Annotated in this window: 14 protein-coding genes and 1 pseudogene; 4 read left to right on the top strand and 11 right to left on the bottom strand. The window is 71.8% G+C overall.

The genetic code is table 11. From position 1 onward, the window contains the following. Positions 1-50 precede the first annotated feature (50 nt). From AB0L00_RS09340 to AB0L00_RS09315, 6 genes are all read right to left on the bottom strand, one after another. On the bottom strand, positions 51-1142 hold the full coding sequence (locus AB0L00_RS09340; RefSeq protein ID WP_364430630.1) for a CU044_5270 family protein: 1092 nt from the start codon (positions 1140-1142) through the stop codon (positions 51-53). Further along, entirely contained in the window at positions 1135-1680 is a 546-nt protein-coding gene (locus AB0L00_RS09335) for an RNA polymerase sigma factor (protein WP_364430627.1), read from the bottom strand. Before AB0L00_RS09335 ends, AB0L00_RS09340 begins: the two co-directional genes overlap by 8 nt. A 151-nt stretch (positions 1681-1831) precedes the next feature. Further along, complete coding sequence (locus tag AB0L00_RS09330) at positions 1832-3718, bottom strand: acyl-CoA dehydrogenase family protein (protein ID WP_364430624.1); 1887 nt, start codon at positions 3716-3718, stop codon at positions 1832-1834. Between the two features lie 34 nt (positions 3719-3752). Then, the gene (locus AB0L00_RS09325; RefSeq protein WP_364430621.1) at positions 3753-5123 is read right to left on the bottom strand and encodes a HAMP domain-containing sensor histidine kinase; all 1371 of its coding nucleotides are present in this window, start codon (positions 5121-5123) and stop codon (positions 3753-3755) included. Between the two features lie 38 nt (positions 5124-5161). Beyond that, on the bottom strand, positions 5162-5848 hold the full coding sequence (locus tag AB0L00_RS09320) for a response regulator transcription factor (RefSeq protein WP_364430618.1): 687 nt from the start codon (positions 5846-5848) through the stop codon (positions 5162-5164). 233 nt (positions 5849-6081) lie between these two features. Then, the gene (locus tag AB0L00_RS09315; RefSeq protein WP_364430615.1) at positions 6082-6564 is read right to left on the bottom strand and encodes a hypothetical protein; all 483 of its coding nucleotides are present in this window, start codon (positions 6562-6564) and stop codon (positions 6082-6084) included. 164 nt (positions 6565-6728) lie between these two features. On the opposite strand from AB0L00_RS09315, the gene AB0L00_RS09310 reads away from it, so the two are divergent. The 3 genes from AB0L00_RS09310 (at position 6729) to AB0L00_RS09300 (ending at position 9885) form a co-directional block, all read left to right on the top strand. Continuing rightward, complete coding sequence (locus AB0L00_RS09310) at positions 6729-7475, top strand: IclR family transcriptional regulator (protein WP_364430613.1); 747 nt, start codon at positions 6729-6731, stop codon at positions 7473-7475. 260 nt (positions 7476-7735) lie between these two features. Further along, complete coding sequence (locus AB0L00_RS09305; protein ID WP_364430610.1) at positions 7736-8536, top strand: class I SAM-dependent methyltransferase; 801 nt, start codon at positions 7736-7738, stop codon at positions 8534-8536. 599 nt (positions 8537-9135) lie between these two features. Beyond that, positions 9136-9885, top strand: a complete 750-nt coding sequence (locus tag AB0L00_RS09300; protein ID WP_364430607.1) for a hypothetical protein — start codon at positions 9136-9138, stop codon at positions 9883-9885. Positions 9886-10115: 230 nt separating this feature from the next. Here AB0L00_RS09300 and AB0L00_RS09295 read toward each other — a convergent pair whose 3' ends face one another. Continuing rightward, the gene (locus AB0L00_RS09295) at positions 10116-10535 is read right to left on the bottom strand and encodes a Uma2 family endonuclease (protein WP_364430604.1); all 420 of its coding nucleotides are present in this window, start codon (positions 10533-10535) and stop codon (positions 10116-10118) included. After that, the gene (locus AB0L00_RS09290) at positions 10517-10942 is read right to left on the bottom strand and encodes an ATP-binding protein (protein WP_364430601.1); all 426 of its coding nucleotides are present in this window, start codon (positions 10940-10942) and stop codon (positions 10517-10519) included. Before AB0L00_RS09290 ends, AB0L00_RS09295 begins: the two co-directional genes overlap by 19 nt. Here AB0L00_RS09290 and AB0L00_RS09285 point away from each other — a divergent pair. Beyond that, positions 10902-11228, top strand: a pseudogene (locus AB0L00_RS09285) (DUF5753 domain-containing protein); the annotation flags it as partial. The gene AB0L00_RS09290 and the pseudogene AB0L00_RS09285 sit on opposite strands and share 41 nt — an antisense overlap. Before the next feature lie 99 nt (positions 11229-11327). Here AB0L00_RS09285 and AB0L00_RS09280 read toward each other — a convergent pair. The 3 genes from AB0L00_RS09280 to AB0L00_RS09270 form a co-directional block, all read right to left on the bottom strand. Then, complete coding sequence (locus AB0L00_RS09280; RefSeq protein WP_364430598.1) at positions 11328-14219, bottom strand: AAA family ATPase; 2892 nt, start codon at positions 14217-14219, stop codon at positions 11328-11330. Positions 14220-14228: 9 nt separating this feature from the next. Next, positions 14229-14378, bottom strand: a complete 150-nt coding sequence (locus AB0L00_RS09275) for a hypothetical protein (protein ID WP_364430595.1) — start codon at positions 14376-14378, stop codon at positions 14229-14231. Positions 14379-14524: 146 nt separating this feature from the next. Then, complete coding sequence (locus tag AB0L00_RS09270; protein WP_364430593.1) at positions 14525-17401, bottom strand: AAA family ATPase; 2877 nt, start codon at positions 17399-17401, stop codon at positions 14525-14527. Positions 17402-17498: the final 97 nt, after the last annotated feature.

Here is a 17498-nt window from a genome sequence, read left to right as displayed (position 1 = left end):
TGCGGCCGGCCGCTGGAACGGCCGACCGCAGGGATCATCATCCCGGCGGCTCAGCGCGGAGCGGAGTCCGTCCAGCCCATCTCGAGGAAGAGCTGCTCCGTGTAGACGGTGCCCGGCTTGATCCCCGCCGTCTCGGCCCCCCGGCCCGCCACCAGCACGGTCTGGGTGCCCAGCACGCGGTACGTGCCGGGCTGCAGCAGAAGCTGGGTGTCGAACACGCCACTCGAATCCGTGGCGCGTGCGGTGAGCGCGATCGCGGTCCGTCCCCGAAGGTCCGTCACCGACCCGGCGTTGCGGATGCCCGGCGTGTCCGCCAGGACGCGGAAGACGGCCGCGTTGAGCTTCGGCGAGCCGGGCTGGGCGAGGAACTCGCCGGCCTGGGCGAGGACGTTGCTCGGACCGCCCTTGCCCGACGTGGTGAGCAGCCGCTGCCGCAGCGCCGCCGGGTCGTCGGCGAGCGCCTCCCGCTGGGCCTGGGTGAGCTCCTGCTGAGGGCAGCCCTGCGGGTGACCGGCGCACTGCTTACGTACGCGGGCGACCAGCTTCTCGTAGCCCTTCTTCTCGGCGGGTGTCATCCGGACGAGATCCCACCGGTCCGCGGCGGTGGTCTGCCGGATGTACTGGCCGTTCGAGAGGACGCGCCAGGACTTCGGCGAGCCCGCCCGCCGCCAGGCCGCCCGGTCGGCCGCCGTCTGCGGGATCGCGCCGGCGAACCGGCTGCGGAAGACGTCGTCGTCCTCGGCGCTGCGCGCGGTCCACTGGTCGAGCTCGTGCCGGGCGCCGTCGATCACGTAGTCGCCTTTCGCGACGTGGTACGCCTGGCCGCTGATCACGTGGGTGTGCCAGTACCGTCCGACCGGCTCGCTCGCCGCCTTCTCCGCGGCCGCGAGGAGCACCTGCCGTGCGCTCATCGACTTCGGCGGCGCGTGCTCCGACGCGGGCGGCGGGCCGCTCGCGGTGACGGCGACCACGGCGGCCGTGGCGGCGGCCGCCAGGCCCAGCCCGGCGATGCCCAGGCCGGGTGCCCGCCACCGCCGTCGGCGCGGCGGCGCGGCGTACAGCCGGCGCCGGCCCTCGGCGACGACGTCGGCGGACGGCGGAGCCTCCCGCAGGAGGCTGCGGATCATGCGCTCGTCATTCATCGTTGTCCTCCCCGAGTGCGGAGCGCACCTTCTTGCGGGCCCGGCTCAGCCGCGAGCCGACCGTTCCGTACGAGATGCCGAGCGCCTGCGCGATCTCCTCATGCGAGAGCTCGGAGACCGCGCTGAGCAGCAGGACGTCGCGCTGGCCGCGCGGGAGTGCGGCCAGCGCCGTGGCGAGGCGGGGCTGGAGGCCCTCGGCCCGCACCCAGTTGATCACCCGGTTCTCGTGGCTGTCGGTGATCTCCTCACGGCCGACCTTGGCCAGGGCGCGGTACCGGCGCGTCTCCTGCCGCCGGTGCTGCGCGACGAGCCTCGTCGCGATGCCGAAGAGCCAGGGCCGTACGGCGCCCCTCTCCGGGTCGTAACCCCCGTGCTTGCGCAGGGCGATGACGAACGTGTCGGCGGCGACGTCGTCGGCCACGTCGCGGCCCAGCCGGCTCGCGACATAGTTGTAGATCGACGGGAAGTGCTCGTCGTAGAGCGCCGCGAACGCGTCGGGTGAGCGTACGACGGGCTCGGCGACCCGCACGCCCTTCATGGTCGGTCGTCCATCGTGGGCACCTTCCGGTGAGCGAGATCTGTCACCGGTACTCCGACGAAGTCCCGAACGCTTTCCCCGCCACATGAGCGATCCCCGGCGGTCGCCGCATCGTACGGCGCGGCGGCCGGCCGGGGATCTCGGCAGGTGCTCAGGCGACGGTGTGACGGACGTTCTTGCGCCGGCTCGGGCCGGGTTCGGGCTCGGCGATCCACGGGCCGGGGATGGACGGGTCCAGCACGCCCTCCTCCATCCACGTGTAGCGGCCGTCCATGACCTTCCGGGCCAGCCTGCCGTCGAGGGCATCGGTGTTGTGCCACAGCCGGTCGAACAGCTCGCCGATCCGGACGCGCGCCTGGGCGCAGAACGCCTCCGCCAGCTCGTACGCCTCGGGCCGGTCGTCGGCCTTCGCGCGGACGCACACGGCGCTCATCGCGAACAGCTCGGCGCCGATGTCGACCATGCGGCCGAGGAAGCCCTGCCGGCGTTCGAGGCCGCCCTGCCAGCGTCCGGCGGCGTAGAACACCGAGCGGGCGAGCTTGCGGGAGGAGCGCTCGACGTAGCGCAGGTGCCGGGCCAGCGGGCCGAACTCGGCGTACGACCCGGGCCGCTGCCCCGCCCCGGCGAGGAGCGTGGGGAACCAGGTGGAGTAGAAGCCGCCGGCGCGGCCGACGGCCTTGGCCTTGGCCTTCAGGTCGGCGTCGGGGTCGATGATGTCGCCGGCCACCGACAGGTGGGTGTCGACCGCCTCACGGGCGATGAGGAGCCGCATGATCTCCGAGGAGCCCTCGAAGATGCGGTTGATGCGCAGGTCGCGCAGGAGTTGCTCGACGGGGACGCCGCGCTCGCCGCGCGCGGCCAGGGACTCGGCGGTCTCGTACCCGCGCCCGCCGCGGATCTGCACGAGCTCGTCGGCCACGCGGCAGGCCATCTCCGAGGCGTACAGCTTGGCCAGCGCGGCCTCGATGCGGATGTCGTTGCGCTCGTCGTCCGCGAGGGCGCTGGACAGGTCGACCATCGCCTCCAGCGCGTACGCCGTCGCGGCGATGAAGGAGATCTTGGCGGAGACGGCCTCGTGCTCGCCGACGGGGCGGCCCCACTGGACGCGCTCCTTCGACCACTCGCGGGCGATCATGGTGCACCACTTGGCCGCCCCGGCGCACATGGCCGGGAGGGACAGGCGCCCGGTGTTCAGCGTGGTCAGCGCGATCTTCAGGCCCTGGCCCTCCTTGCCGACACGGTTGGCCGCGGGCACGCGGACCTGGTGGAAGCGGGTGACGCCGTTCTCGATGCCGCGCAGGCCCATGAAGGCGTTGCGGTTCTCGACGGTGATGCCCTCGCTGTTCGCCTCGACGACGAACGCCGTGATCCCGCCGCGGTGGCCCTCCGACTCGGGTACGCGGGCCATGACGACGAGCAGGTCGGCGACGACGCCGTTGGTGGTCCAGAGCTTGACGCCGTCGATGACGTACTCGTCGCCGTCCGGGACGGCCGTGGTGCGCAGCCGGGCCGGATCGGAGCCGACGTCGGGCTCGGTGAGCAGGAACGCGCTGATCTCGTTGACGCAGCGGGGCAGGAACGTCCGCTTCTGCCGGTCGGTGCCGAACAGCTTGACCGGCTGCGGTACGCCGATGGACTGGTGGGCGGACAGCAGCGCGCCCAGCGCGGAGTGGGTGGACCCGGCGAGCATGAGCGCCTTGTTGTAGTAGACCTGGCTCAGGCCGAGGCCGCCGTACTCCTCGGGGATCTTCATGCCGAAGGCGCCCAGGGCCTTCAGCCCCTTGATCACGTCGTCCGGGATGCGGGCCTCGCGCTCGATGATTTGGGGGTCCACCTTCGTCTCGCAGAACTCCCGGAGCCGGGCCAGGAACTCCTCTCCTTTGCCCTGGGCCTCCTCATCCGCCCGTGGATGGGGGTGGATGAGGTCGAGCCGGAAGTCGCCGAGGAAGAGCTGCTTGCCGAAGCTGGGCAGACGCCACGCGGTCTCGCGGGCCTCTTCGGCGACGCGGCGGGCGGTGCGTTCGTCCACGTGCGCCATGAGGATCACCTCCGTAGGAAGTTACTCCCTGGTTCTACCCGCCAGTAGGCCCGGTATGCGGAAGGTTGTCCGCAGGCCCCGGGACCGGTGCCAGCCGCGGCAGCTCCACCCGTACGACCGTGCCGGCCCCCGGCGCCGAGCGCAGCGCGGCATGCCCGCCGTGCGCCGCCGCGATCGCCGCCACGATCGCCAGGCCCAGCCCGCTGCCGTCGCTGCCCTGCGCGTGGTGGAACCGGTCGAACGCGCGCGCGGCCTCCTCCGCCGCCATCCCCGGTCCCTCGTCGGCGACCTCCAGGACGACCGTCGTGTCGGTCGGCGCCAGCCGTACGGTCACCGGCGTGCGCGGCGGCGTGTGCGCGCGCACATTGGCCAGCAGGTTCGCCAGGACCTGCCGGATCCGGGCCTCGTCGGCCACGGTGACCAGCGAGTCCGGCGCGTCGAGGGTGATCGGCCGGTCCGGCTCGACGACCGCCGCGTCCGCCACCGCGTCCCGCGCCGGCACGGTCAGGTCGACCGGCGCCGTGGCGAGCGCCGACCCCTTGTCCAGGCGCGCCAGCTCCAGCAGCTCGTCGACGAGGCGTCCCATCCGCGCGGCCTCCCCGGAGATCCGCCGCATCGCCTCCTCGGCACTGACCGCGCCCTGCTCGTACAGGTCGGAGTAGCCGCGGATGGTCGTCAGCGGCGTGCGCAGCTCGTGCGACGCCTCCGCGGCGAACTCCCGTACCTTCGCCTCCGACCGCAGTCGCGCGAGGAACGCCTGCTCGATCCGGCCCAGCATGACGTTGATCGCCCCGGCCAGCCGGCCGACCTCCGACGGCGACTCCTCCATCCGGGCGCTCAGGTCGCCGCCGCTCGCGATGCCGTGCGCCGTGGCCGCCATCCGCGACACCGGCGCCAGCCCGCGCCGGACCAGCCCCCGGCCGAGCAGGGCCACCAGGCCGAGCAGGACCACCCCCGTGGCCGCCTCGACGACGAGGAGGCCCGCCAGGGCCGCGTGCACCTCGGTGAGCGGATCGACGACGACGGTGAGGTTCCCGCGCGCGTTGACACGGGCGATCGCGCGCATCCCCCCGAACCCGAACGGCCGGCCCCGCCGCCCCTCGGCGAACAGCGGACCGGGGCCGAGCCGTACGGCGCGGTCGAGGGCGCGCGCCGGGTCGGGCCCGCCGGCGGCCGCGCGGACCCGGCCGTCCCGCGTCGCGGTGAGGACGATGTACCGGCCGGGGGCCACCGTGTCGGCGGCGTGCGCGGGGGCGGGCCGCCGGCGGACGTCCTCGAGCTGATTGTCGGCCCGGTGCAGCAGGTAACCGCGCAGCACGACCGCGCTGACCAGGCCCATCAGCGTCAGCCCCACCGCGGTCACGGCGAGCAGCCCGGCGACGAGCCGGGTGTTGAGCGATCTCATGTCCGCGGCCTCATGCCTGCGCCCTCATATCGCCGGCCTCATGCCGGTGGCCGCAGGGCGTAGCCGACGCCGCGCTGGGTGTGGATCAGATCCGAGCCGAGCTTGCGGCGCAGGTAGCTGACGTAGGTCTCGACGACCGGGGAGCCCGCGGAATGGTCCCAGCCCCAGACGTTCTCCAGCAGCTGCGCGCGGCTGAGCACCCGGCCCGGGTTGCGCATGAAGTAGATCAGCAGCCGGAACTCGGTCGGCGACAGCTCGATCTCGGTACCGGACCGGCGCACCGTCCAGTGGGCGACGTCGACCTCCAGATCGGCGACGCGCAGCACCTCGTCGGCCGAGGAGGACGCGGCCGGCGGCCGGGCGCGTCGCAGCACCGCCCGCACGCGGGCGACCAGGGCGTCCACCGCGAACGGCTTCGTCACGTAGTCGTCCCCGCCCAGGGCCAGGCCGGTCACCGTGTCCGACGAGGTGTCCCGGGCGGTGAGGAAGATGACCGGCGTCTCGTCGCCGTCACCGCGCAGGCGGCGGCACACCTCGAAGCCGTCCAGGTCGGGCAGCATGACGTCGAGCACGATCAGCGCCGGCCGGTCCTCACGCACCCGGCGCAGCGCCTCGTCTCCCGTCGCCGCCGTCACGACGGCGAATCCGTGGAAGCGCAGGGCGACTTCCACGAGATCACGGATGTTGGGCTCGTCGTCGACGACGAGCACTCGGGGATCGTCCATCGGCTCCATCATCGCGCCATGCCCGCTCCGGAACGGCCCACGGCCCGGGGGCGGCTGCCCCGGCTCAGGGTCGCGCCCCTGGGCCGGGGCAGCCGTCCCCGTCCCGGAACGGCCGCCGTGAACGGCCCACGGTCGTGCCCGGGCGCGCCCGCGGCCCGGGGCCGCCCGCCCGGCTCGGGGGGCGGCCCCAGGCCGGGCGGGCGCGCGCCGCCGTTCCTGCCCGGGACGCCGGTTCAGCCGTGCGAGGGGGTCGGCGAGGTCGTCGCCTTCGCCGGGACCTTCTTCGGCACGACCACCCGATTCGCCGTACGGGCGCCGCTCGTGTCCCGGCCGAGGATGACGACGAAGTCGCCCGAGGCCAGCTTCGACACGGTGGACTTGGCGCCGTCCTTGCGGACCTTCGTGGTGCCGTCGGTCTTCCACTGCCAGGTCGTGCCGTCGACGCTGCGGACGCTGAGCGTCCCGCCGCTCGTCGCGGTCAGCGTGCCCCGCTGCCAGTCGACCTGCGCGAAGCCCTTCTTCGTACGGACGGTGGCCTGACCGTGGATCCCGCGTACGGCGCGGACGCGACGCGCGCGGTGCCCCGGATGCTGCTTCGCCGCCTTGGCGGTGGTGCTCGGCGACGGACCGGCCGACGCCGGAACCGCCAGGTAGACGCCCGTGCCGACGACCCCGACGGCCAGCGCGGACACACCGCCCAGAATCTTCTTGTTCAACTCGGCCTCCTTTCAGGTTGCCGTCATCCAGTCAAAAGGAAAGACTTTAAAGACCTGGGGGAGGATTCTGGGAAATCCGTGGGAAGTGGCCAGGAACGGTCCAAAAGACGAGAGATTGAGCGAATCGCTTGACCGAGGGGTCAAGGCGGGGTTCGCTGTCCGTGATGAAAGAGACACGGAGACCGACTCTCATCGTCTCGGTGCAGCGCGCGCTGCGTCTCATGGAGGCGGTGGCGTCGCATCCCGGCGGCGCGCCCGCCAAACAGCTCGCCCGCCAGGTCGGACTGCCGCTGGCCACGACCTACCACCTGCTGCGCACCCTCGTCCACGAGGGATACCTGGTGCGCACGGCGGAGGGGGCCTATCTCCTCGGGGACCGGGTGGACCCCCTCCAGGACGACCGGCGCGCCCAGGACCGCGTCGCCCGCATTCGCGTGGAGTTGCGGACGCTTCGCGACGAGCTCGGGGTGGCGGCGTACTTCAGCCTGTACGAGGACGGCGAGATCCGCGTCGTCGAGATCGCGGACGGTCCCCGGACGCCCCGGGTCGACCTGTCGGTGGGCCTCAGCCAGACCGCGCACGCCACCGCGATCGGCAAGTGCGTCCTGGCCCAGCTCCCGCCGCTCGCCCGTCGCGACCACCTGTCACGGCACCCGCTGATCGGCCTGACGCCCCACACCATCACCCACCAGGGCGAGCTCGAACGCCGGCTCGACTCGCCACTCGCGCTGGACCGCGAGGAGTACCTCCTGGGCACCGGATGCGCCGCGGTCCCCGTGACCGACGCGGCCGGGGAGACGGTCGGAGCCGTCGCGGTCTCCTGCAGCCCGGCGAAACTGGTGAAAGTGGAGGCGTTCGCACCGCGCATCCGGGAGGCCGCCGCACGGATCAATCTGGCACTCACCATCTGAAAACAGTCATCTTGCGGCTATCGCCCGTTATCGTGAACCTTTGTGCAATGAGGGCGGCGGCCCCCACAGATTCCCGTCCCGGGCCATGGTCCGACCTCGATGTGCTCATGGCCACGGCTGTCGAAGGGTCACGGCCTTCCGGCCATCATGGCCCGGGGCGGGGTACCTCCTCGACGGGTTCGCGGTGCTCGCATGAGTACCGGCTGTGGATAGACTTCTCACCCACCTGGGCCCGTCGTCGACATTCAGCGAGTGATCGCATGCCACCAGCGCAGAAGAATTCCATCGCACGTTCCCTGCTCGGCCTGCTCGGCAGCGGCCGGCCGGCACCGGAGACCTTCGAAGGTGATGACCAGCCGGCCGCCGGCGAAGGCCAGTTGGAGAACCACCTCGGCGGCGATGAGGCGAAGAATTACCGCCAGTACGAGTACGACACGGTGGCCCCGCACGTCGGCCGGTCGCTCCTCGAGGTCGGATCCGGCCTCGGCCACTTCTCCGAGCAGTTCGCGGGCCGCCTCGACTACCTGGTCGTCAGCGACAACGACCCCTACTGCGTCGAGCAGCTGACCAAGCGCTACCAGGGCAACGACGACGTCGAGGTGCTCGACCTCGCGCTGCCCGCCGAGATCAAGATCAAGCGCAAGGTCGACACCGTCGTCATGATGAACGTCCTCGAGCACATCAAGGACGACGTCCAGGCGCTGAAGGACCTCGCCGCCGTGGTCGAGCCCGGCGGGCGCATCGTCATCTGGGTGCCGGGTTACATGCAGCTGTACGGCGACTTCGACCGCAAGGTCGGCCACGTGACCCGCTACACGCCGAAGACCCTGGCCGCGACCGTCAAGGGCGCCGGGCTCGGCATCGACGTGCTCAAGCCGATCAACTTCCTCGGCGGCATCGCCTGGTGGGCCGCGGTCCGCCGCGGCGGCGCCGGCTACCCCGACCCGAAGCTCGTCAAGATCTACGACCGGACGGTCGTGCCGACCACCCGCCTCATCGAGCGCGTCGTCCGCCCGCCCTTCGGCCAGACCGTCTTCTGCGTCGCCCGCGTCCCGGAGTAGTTCGCAGCGCCTACGCCCAGGATTCCGGTCGTTCTGACGACCGGAATCCTGGGCGTAATTCTTTGAGTGGCGGAAGTACGAATATCTGTATCCGTTGAGCGCTCCGAACGGGTGACCTACGTCGCATGGGGCGCGGGTTGCCGCCCGCGTTGCCCCCTGCACAGTCACCAACGGTTGCCGGGCAGTGTCGTCGAAAGGTCGCTGTCCCGAGATGAGGGCCTGGGCCCAACGTCGCTAAAGCGGCGGTAGGAACCAAAAACCAGAGAAGGTGAAAGATGAGCGTGGAGAATAGGCGCAAGCGCTCTTTATCGCTTGTGCAGAGTCGATTGCGCGGTCGAGTGTTCGGATGGGGAATCAGCCCCCATTCTACGGCGCGACGGAAGGTGCTTGCCGCAGCGGGTCTGTTCTTTGCTTCTGCGGTTCTCCAGCGCATCGGATGGTTTCAGCTACAGCCGTTCGTTGCGTCACACTACCTGACGCCGCTTGAGGCGAGTTCGGTGTCCGGAGCGATCTCTTGTATCACCTACTGGGTAACATCGATAGTGGGGTACAAGAAACGCGATAACGGATCGCTCGCAACAGCGGAACCAGGGCCCGGGATGCGCGAATTCGCGCTTCCCGTGCTGGGAAGGTTCCTGCCGGGAATCGTCGGCTTCGACCGGCGGTACCGTTGGATCGGAACCGTCGCTTCGGTGACGCTCCCCCTCCTGCTCTCGGGGTACCTTTCCCAGGTGTATCTGGCACGGCTGCCGGCTGCGACCGGCAACTCCATCACCGCATTGGGAGCGGTGGCATACGGTGTCGCCGTGCGATCGAGGACCAGCAGAACCAGCCTGACGCTGCCGCTGTTAGCGGTTCTGGGGGTCGTGGCCATGATTCCGTGGGGGTACGGCTTCGACTCGATCGGCTTGGTCGCTGCTATCGGCGGAGCCTTGTGCTCTGCGGCTACCGTGCGAGCCGTGCAACGGCTCAACGTGGCGGGGATCCTCGTCAAGGGAATGGGTATCTCCCAGCTGGTCGGGTTGGGCGTGAGCCTCCCGATGCTTCTAAAGATCGGCAGTCACTGGAATGGAGCGATCGTCATTCACGGTCTGGTCGCCGGATTCCTTGCCGTACTCGGGACCGTTCTATACAACACGGCCATCGAGACCTTCGAGCTGTCCCGTGAGATGGAGGGTTTTCTGGGCGCTTTCGGGCCGTTGCTGAGTGGGGTGGTGGCGTTCTTCGTTCTCCATCAGACTCCCAGTGGCCTCAGCCTTGCGGGGATGCTAACCGTATTCGGCGCGTTAGTGCTTCTCGCTCTCCAGGGCAGCAAAGAAGAGCAACAAAAAAATACCGAACACGACTGAAGCGTCACCGAACGGTGACGCTTCCGATCGCGGTGAGGGAGGCCGTGTTCTCCCTCACCGCACCACCCCAAGACCTTTCGCCACGTGACACGCGTACGGGCCGGGTTCCGCTGCGCGGCCGGAGCCGGCGACACGCTCGTAGCCAGCGCCGTCACAAGAGCGGCGATCACGTGCTCGAACGACACGGCCCGGAGCGCGAGGGTTGTGACAGCCCGGCGACTGCACCTCCTTCAGCGGTCCCAGGGCTCCCACTCGTCGGTCGGAATGTCCAGTCCGAACGGCTCTGGGAGGTGCACCGTCTCCCCGAACTTCCAGGTGGTCAGCACCTCGTACGTCCCCGCGTGCACGTCCGGGCGGGCGTACAGCGTGGTGCGGGGCGTCCGCGGGTCGCGGTCGACGAGCAGGTAGTACGGGATTCCGGTCGAGGCATACCCGTCCCACTTCGTGGGCTTTTGGCCTAGAAGGTCGGGCTCCCGGTCGTTCGCGGCGTTCGACGGGAACGTGACCTCGACGGCCAGGTCGATCTGGGGCGGCAGGAGGTAACGCGCGCCGGTCCGCCGCGCCTCGCGCGCGACGTCGGCGTCGATCACGAGCAGGTCGGGCACGTATCCGTCGCCGAGCCGGATGAGGTTCAGATCGGTCGTCTGCACGCAGCGCCAGGTGAAGCCCGGCCGGGTGGCGCGGGCCTCCGCGAGATGGACAGGCCGCGCCCGTTCTCGGCGAGTTGCCCGCCTTCGTCGCTGCCGGGCATGGGTCGGTGGTCGGGATCGGTGACGGCCAGGTGCGCCCATCGGGCGGTGACGGTCATCTCCACGCCGATCGGCCAGAGGTCGTCCGGCCAGGTGCGTAGTGCGCAGGCTGCGCGGATCGCGTTCGTGACGATCTCGCTGGCGATTAAGCCGATCTCGTAGGCGTCGAAGGGGTGGCCGAAGACGGCGGTCGAGGCGAACGAACGCGCCTTGGCGACGCATTCGGGTCGGGCGCGCAGTGCCAGCCACGACGGCCGGGGCGGCGCGATGGGGGATGCGGCGGCGACGGTCGCCGCCGGTTCGGGCAAGCGGGTGAGGATTCGGGCCGAGCGGCAGCGCATCCTTGAGGGCGACGATCCCGTGCGGTTGTTCGCCGTGATCGACGAGGCCGCGTTGCGTCGTACGGTCGGTGGTCCTGAGGTCATGCGCGCTCAGTTGAAGCACCTGATGGAGATGGCGACCCGGCCGAACATCACCATTCAGGTCATTCCGTTCGAAGCAGGCCCGCATCCCGCGACAGGCGGACGCTTCACGATCATCAGCTTTCCGGGCCAGGCCCCGGACGCGGTCTATATCGAGACCATCGGCGGTGAACTCCTGATCGAGAGCGAGGGCGTCGCCCAGTATCAGCGTGTTTTCCGCCGTCTGAACAACGAACGAGGAGACCCCCGGTCGGTGACCGGGGGTCTTCTGTCATTCGGTGAGGCGGAGGCGGTGGGCGGCGGCTGCGGCGGCGCCTCGGGTGGGGACGTTCAGTTTGGCGAGGATGTTGGAGACGTGGACGCTGGCGGTCTTGGCGGAGATGAACAGCTCCTCGGCGATCTCCCGGTTGCTGCGTCCCTCCGCGAGGAGGCGCAGCACCTCCTGTTCGCGGGGCGTGAGCCCGAGCGGCGCCTGACCGGCCGTTCCGCCGTCGAGACGGAGCCGGGCGCGCCGGGCGACCTGGTCGATGTCCGCGCGCAGCGGCCTCGCCTTCAGGCGGTCGGCGAGGTCCGCCGCGCGGCACAGGAGGGTCGACGCCTCGTCGCGGTCCCCTTCGGCGACGGCGGCCTCGGCGGTCCGCAGGAGCGCCTCCGCCAGCGGGTACGGCCAGCCGAGCGCGTCCCACGCCGCCACGGCGGCCGTCCAGGCCGTCCGGTCGAGCACGCCCGCGGCCCGTGCGGACTCGGCCTCGAAGGTCGTGCGCTGGGCGGCCGTCACCGGGCCGTGCGCCGGCGTCGTCGCGGCGATCTCGCGCAGCCGGGCGGCGAGCGTGTCGGCGGGATGAAGGGCGCAGGCACGGATGCCCGCGAGAAGGATCGGCCAGCTGTGCCGCGGGTCCCCGTCCAGCTCATGCTCGGTGACGGCGCGCTCTGCGGCCGCGACCGCGCCGGGGCCGTCACCTTCGGCAAGGCGCCACTCGATCAGCAGCCCGGCCAGCGGAAGGACCTGCTGCGGGTACGGGTCGCCGACCGCGCACAACGAGGTCAGCTCGGTGACGATCGGGGGAACCACGTCGCCGTCTCCACGGGCGATGGCGATGCGCGCGCGGCTCAGCAGCAGTTGCCCGCGCAGGCCCGGGACGGGGGAGAGCTCCTCGGCCCGCTCCAGTGTCTCGATCGCGTCGTCCCAGCGGCCGAGCGACAACTGCGACTCGGCCAGGTTGCCCGCCGCGAAGACCCCGTGCGTACGGGCCCGGCCGAGGGATTCGGCCATCGTGAGGGCCCTCTGCGCCGCCGCCACCGCGTCCTCCGACCGGCCCTGGGCCTGCAGGGCGTCGGAGACGTTGACCAGCGAGCGGAGCCGCGCGTCATCGTCTCCGACGCGTTCGGCACGGGCCGTCGCCTTCCGCAGAGTGTCCGTTGCCTCGGCGAACCGGCCCTGATGGGCTTCGGCGATGGCCAGGTTGTTCAGGGCGTCGGCCGCGGCGCAGTCGTCGGCGAACCGATCGGCGAGCTCCAGTGTCTCCTCGATGATCGGCCGGGCGTCGTCGCCCCGACCCAGCAGCATGAGGATCCGGCCCAGGGGGGCGAGGACCGAGGCTCGGGCCGGCGAGGGCTCGGAGACCAGGCGCTCGGCGCGCCACAGGTCGTCCAGGCCACCGGCGTGCCCCCGGTCCCGCTTCAGCCGCGCGCGGCGCTGGAGGATGAGCGCGACCTGCTCCGGGTCGCCTTCCTCGTCGACCTCGGCGAGGGCGGCGCGGACGAAGGCCAGGCCGCGTTCGGGTTCGCCGCTCGCGTCGGCCGCCTGGGCGGCCTTCCGGAGCACGCCGACGTGGTCGAGGCCCGTCCGCTCCGCCGCGTCGGACACCCGCTCCCACAGCTCCAGGACGCGTTCGAGCATCTGCAACTGCTCGGCGTAGGCGAACGCGGCCTCGGCCTCGCGGGACGCCTGCCAGGCCGCCCACAGGGCGCGTTCGGGGTCGTGCGCGTTCGCCCAGTGCATCGCGATCTCGACGGTCGGCCGGTCCCCGACGCTCCGCGCCGGGTCCGCCTCCAGCGCCTCCGCGAACCGCTGGTGGGCACGGGAGTGCTCCCCGGGGAGCAACTCGTCGTGCAGGGCCTCCCAGATCAGCGCGTGCCGGAAGGCGTACCCGCGCTCGTCGGCCACCAGGACGTTGCCGTCGACGGCCGGGCGCAGCAGCGACGACAGCGCCCCGTCGTCCAGCCCGGTGACCGCGGCGAGCAGCGCGTGCCCGAACCGTACCCCCGCCGTGGAGGCCAGCCGGAGCAGGTCCTGCGTCTCCTCGGGCAGCCGGTCGACGCCGACGAGGACGAGGTCCCGTACGGACTCGGACATGCCGCAGTCGGGGGAGTCGGCGGTCGCCTCGACCAGCAGCGGGATGCCGGCGCTGCGCTCGTACACCGCGTCGACGACCTTGGGCTCGGGCTCGCGGCCGAGGATGCCGGCGAGCTGCCCGGCGGTCTCCGTACGGGTCAGGTGGGGCAGGTCCAGCCGGACCACGCCCTCGATGCGCTCGAGTTCCGCGATCACCGGGCGCATGGGGTGGGAGCGGTGCAGCTCGTCCGAGCGGAAGGTGATGACGAGGAGTACGGCGGTATGCCGGAGGTTGCGCAGCAGGAAGGTGAGCAGGTCGCGTGTTGACCGGTCGGCCCAGTGGGCGTCCTCGACGATCAGGACCAGCGGACGGCGGTCGGCCAGCCGTTCCAGCAGCACCAGCATCTGCTCGAACAGCCGGACCCGTGCGCTGTCGGGGTCCGGGTCGGCGGCCGGCTCGCCGAACTCCGGGAGCAGGCGGGCCAGGTCGCGGGCACCGTCCCGGGGCATGAGCGCGGCGATCTCCGCCGCGCCCGCCTCTCGTACGAGCTGGCGGAGCGCGGCGGTGAACGGGGCGTACGGGAAGCCGACGGTGCTGAGCTGCAGGCACGCGCCGGTGAGGACGAGGGCCTCGCGGCGCACCCGGTCGACGAACTCGCCGACCAGGCGGGTCTTGCCGCCACCCGCCTCACCGCCGATCAACACGGCCCCGGGAGTCCCGGCCTCGGCCCGCCGGAGGGCGTCGGTAAGGACGGCGATCTCCGGCTGCCGTCCGACGAAGGCGGGGCTGACCTCATGCGCGCGCACGCCGTCCAGAATGCCACGCATGTCGGAATCTCAGGCTGCCTTGAGGGCACGCGGCCGCGGCGTCCGCAGGGACAGCCGCCGGGCGCGGGGGAGGCGCGGGGCCCGGCGCTCCCGCGCCGCCTCCCGCTGCCGGTCCCGCGAACGCTCGGTGCTGAGCGCGTACATGATGTCGGGGTGCATGGTGTCCTCCTGCGTGAGTCGCTGACACCATCCAGGTTCGTTCTAAGACGGGACCCGGCACATCGGGTGAACGTCCTATCCGGCGGCCCTCACCCGCCTATCCGGTGTACTTCCTCGTACTGAGCGGCCCTAAGGGACTCAGACGCTCAGACGATGCCTAGTCGGTGCGCGGCCGCGGCGGCCTCGCCGCGGCTCGCGACCTGCAGTTTCGCCAGGATGTTGGACACGTGGACGCTCGCGGTCTTGGCGGAGATGAACAGCCGGCCGGCGATCTCGCGGTTGCTGCGGCCGTCCGCGACGAGCCGGAGGACCTCCAGCTCCCGTGGGGTGAGGCCGAGCACCGGGGCGTCGGTCCGGCCGCCCAGCGCGATCCTGGACCGCCGGGCCTGCGCCTCGATCCGTTCCCGCAGCGGCCGGGCGCCGAGGTCGTCGGCGATCTCGGCCGCCTGCCGGAGCCGCGCGGCGATGTCCTCCCGGCCGTCGCCGTCCTGCGGATCGCTCGCCTCGGCGGTCCGCAGCAGCGCGTACGCGAGGGGGTACGGCTCCTTGAGGGCTTCGAAGGCGCTCGCGGTGGCCGCCCACGCCGCCCGGTCGAGCACGCCGTCGGCGCGGGCCGCCTCGGCGTCGAAACGCAGCTTGTACGCCTGCTGGACGCTGTCTCCGTCGGTGGTCTTCTCGGCGGCCGCCCGGATCCGGGTCAGCAGGCCCGCGGCGCGCTCGCCGCCGGCCTCCGCGCACGCCCGCGCCGCCGCGCACAGCAGCGGCAGGCCGTAGCGCGCGCTGACCGACGGCTGCAGCTCCGCCAGGACGTACTCGACGGCGTCCAGGGCGCCGTCGAGGTCACCCTGGGCGACCCGCAGGCAGATCCGGAGGCCTTCGGAGGGGAAGAGCTCCTGGGTACGGGAGAACGTCGGGGCGAGGACCGCGTCGAGCGTGGCGATGGCGCGGGCGGCGGTGTCGAGGTCGCCGCGCGCGACCGCGATGACGCCGATGATGTGGTGCAGCGAGGCGCGGGTCAGTGGAGGTGGAGAGAGCTCCAGGGCGTGCTCGACGACCTCCAGTGCCTCGTCCCAGCGGCCGAGCGACACCAGGGGCTCGGCCAGGTTGATGCTCAGGAACGCGCCGGAGGTGCGTGCCAAGCCGTGCTTGCCGGCGAGCGCGACGCCGCGCCGCGCCACCTCGACGGCGCGCTCGTGCTCGCCCATCCCCTCCAGGACGTGTGACAGGTTCGTGGCGATGCGCAGCATGGCCGAGTCGTCCGCGCCGCCGCGCATGTACACCGCCTCGGCCTTGGCCAGTTCGGCCAGATGGCGTTCGCCGTCGGAGTCGGAGAAGTCGATGCCGGCGATCGTCGTCAGCGCGTGCGCCTCGACCGTCGCGTCACCGACCGCGCGGGCGGTGTTCAGGGCCTCGACGGCGAGCGCGCGTGCCTCCTCGGCGCCGGTCGGCAGCAGGTAGAGCTGCTGGGCGAGGGTGGACAGGACCCGCGCCCGCGCCCCGCTGGGCGCGTCGGCGGGCACGAGCCGGGCCGCCTCTCGCAGGTCGTCCAGCGCCTTCGGATGGCCGAGGTGGATCTTGAGTCGACCGCGGTGCTCCAGGACCTCGGCGGCCCGGATCGGGTCGTCGATCTCCTTCAGCGCCGCCTTCGCGAAGGCCACGCCGCGCGCGGTCTCCCCGGCGAGGTCGGAGGCGTCGATCGCCCGCTCCAGGACCGTGATGTGGTCGACGCCCAGCCGCTCGGCGGCGTCCGGCACCTTCTCCCACAGCTCGAGGACGCGGTCGAGCATGCGCAGGCACTCGGTGTACGCGGTGGCCTCCTTGGCGACCTGGGCCGCCTTCCACGCGCTGACCAGCGCCCAGGTGGCGTCGTGCGCGGAGTACCAGTGGTGGGCGAGCTCGGCGGCCGCGCGGCCCATCGGGACCAGCGAGGAATCCTTCTCCAGCGCCTCGGCGAACCGGGTGTGCGTGCGCGTGTGCTCGCCGGGCAGCAGGTCGCCGTGGACGGCCTCGCGCATCAGGGCGTGCCGGAAGCCGTACGCCTCACCGTCGACGACCAGGACGTTCGCGGCGACGGCGGGCCGCAGCACCCGGGACAGCGCGCCGTCGTCCAGGCCGGTGACCGCGGCGAGCAGGGCGTGTTCGACGCGGTCACCGCCGGCGCTGGCGACGCGCAGAACGTCCTGGGTCTCCTCCGGCAGCTTGCGCACGCTGCCGAGGATCAGGTCCCACAACGAGTCGGGGAGCTCGCTGTTGATCTGGCCGTCGCAGCTCAGCAGGGCCTCGACGAACAGCGGGTTCCCCTCGCTCCGTTCGTAGACGGCGTCGAGGTTCGGCTGGTCGAGGTCCCGGCCGAGGATGCCGCGGGCCTGCTCGGCCACGGCGCGGCGGGGCAGGCGGTCCAGGTCGAGCCGCCGGACCCAGTCGACCCGGCCGAGCTCGGCGAGCAGCGGGCGGAGCGGATGGTCGCGGTGCAGCTCGTCGGAGCGGTACGTCGCGATCACCAGCAGGCCGGCGGGGAGGTTGCGGATCAGGTAGCTGAGCAGGTCGCGGGTGGAACGTTCCGCCCAGTGCACGTCCTCGATGACCAGGACGGCCGGGTCCTTCTCGGTGAGCCGTTCGAACAGCAGCAGCACGTGGTCGAACAGCCGGATGCGCGCCTCCGCCGTGCCGCTCTCGGTGTCGGGCCGGCCGAACTCCGGGAGCAACCGGGCCAGCCCCGCCGGCGTTCCGCCGGGCAGCAGCGCGGCGACGCCCTCGACGCCGATCTCCCGGACCAGGCGGCGCAGCATCGCGCTGAACGGAGCGAACGGCAGACCCTCCGCGCTGATCTGGAGGCAGCCGCCGCAGAAGGTCCGTACGTCGGGGTTCGCGTCCAGGAACTCCCTGATCAGCCGGCTCTTGCCCACGCCCGCCTCGCCGCCGACGAGCACGGTGCCGGGCGCCTCCCGCAGAGCCCTGTTCAGGAAGGCGAGCTCATCCCCTCTTCCGGCCAGGACGGCGCTGACCCCCTGCTGACTCTGCACTCCCCAAGAATGCCATCAGGGCGGGACAAAACAGACGTGATTTTTCCCTTGGCTTAGCCGAGACCGTCGCCGGTACGTCGTGGCCGCCGCAGGGACG

It is taken from the genome of Actinoallomurus sp. NPDC052308 (genome assembly GCF_040679195.1).
Lineage (GTDB): Bacteria > Actinomycetota > Actinomycetes > Streptosporangiales > Streptosporangiaceae > Actinoallomurus > Actinoallomurus liliacearum.
This window is presented reverse-complemented; position numbering and strand designations above follow the sequence as displayed.